At 34.9% G+C, this 1,222-nt stretch carries 1 protein-coding gene; it reads right to left on the minus strand.

Annotated features, from left to right (window positions below):
• Nucleotides 1-857: 857 nt before the first annotated feature.
• Nucleotides 858-1,097, minus strand: coding sequence for a hypothetical protein (locus ACSX1H_RS19295; RefSeq protein ID WP_439185890.1), 240 nt, complete (start codon nt 1,095-1,097; stop codon nt 858-860).
• Nucleotides 1,098-1,222: the final 125 nt, after the last annotated feature.

The following is a 1,222-nucleotide window of genomic DNA, read 5'->3' on the forward strand; positions in this document are numbered from 1 at the left end:
GATGTTACGTTGCGCGGTCGGTCCGACACACTGAGAAGCCTGTTTCCAAGATAGCATTTGCAAATTCATAGTGTTAATTTCCAAATCTTTCAATTAACGTGCTAAAATAATTCCCAATTCCTTAAATGTCACATTTTTTGATGCGTTTATTAAATACTAAGTGCTTTGCGTTTTTTCAATAGCTACCAACGGTGGCTGCATGGCGTCGAAAGGGGATATTGACCGTACTTTCTTTCCTAATTGAGCAGAGCCAAAGCGTTGTATTTTGTTTTAACTTTTCATTTTAAGGCCAAATCAAGGATTTGGCGATGATTGCCAGTGCTGAGCTGGTTCAAATTGATGCGAACCCCTTTTGCGCTATTGCAGCGTGTTGTACGCTGCCGTTTATTCATTTTATTATAATCTTGTCTTTTAATTCAATCGTTCTTGTACCACCGTAATTGTATTTCACCTCAATAATGTCCTTATCAACCCATTTTGTAACAATCCCTTTATTAACTGGTAAATCAGAAAATTTTTTAGGAACTCTAATTCTTGAATTTTCTACAATCACGAACAACATATATACACCCCAACCATAATTTCCAATTCCAAATTGTAGTCCGTTTATTTTAGTCGAATTAATAAATTACTCAACTAATTCTAGCTTTGTCTTTGAGCCAATCTCGGGTTCATAAGGATTCCAATAGAGACTCCAAATCTCACGATTTTCAGAAAATGAAAGTTTTTCCCAATCATTAAATCCTATGTCCATTTTAGAATCACTCATTAACTAATTACTTTTCTTGCTAAATCCTCATTTGAAATTACTAGCAGTTTATTAAGAAATTCAATCGCCCTTATAAAGTCTTTTGTCACTAAATGAGATAGTTTGCTCTTAATATTTCATAAATAATTGCAATTACCAATGCTATAATCCAAAAATAAATCCAGAATCTTTTTCCAAATCTCCTTTTCATACTTTCCGATAGTATTTTCATCTGAATCGCACGGAAATTATATTGTTCTCGATTTAGAAATTCCTCAGCCTTGTCATATCCCAACAAGTCAATTAATTCATTGTAGGTTTGTTCTGGTATTTTATCTCTATCTATCATTATGCAGTGTCGTTCTCCTCGGTTGCGTACAACGGCCTGCCGTATGAAGCGGCCCGATGCCTGTATATTTGTTCCTTAATTACACTCAATTGCTGCAGCAAACTTCAACTTTAGAATTACGCAAC

The organism is Carboxylicivirga taeanensis (assembly GCF_051851475.1).
Taxonomy (GTDB): Bacteria; Bacteroidota; Bacteroidia; order Bacteroidales; family Marinilabiliaceae; genus Carboxylicivirga; species Carboxylicivirga taeanensis.

What these genes read in the sequence shown, in the direction of transcription:
- ACSX1H_RS19295 (WP_439185890.1), bottom strand. Translation starts at nt 1,097, where the DNA reads ATGATAGATAGAGATAAAATACCAGAACAAACCTACAATGAATTAATT.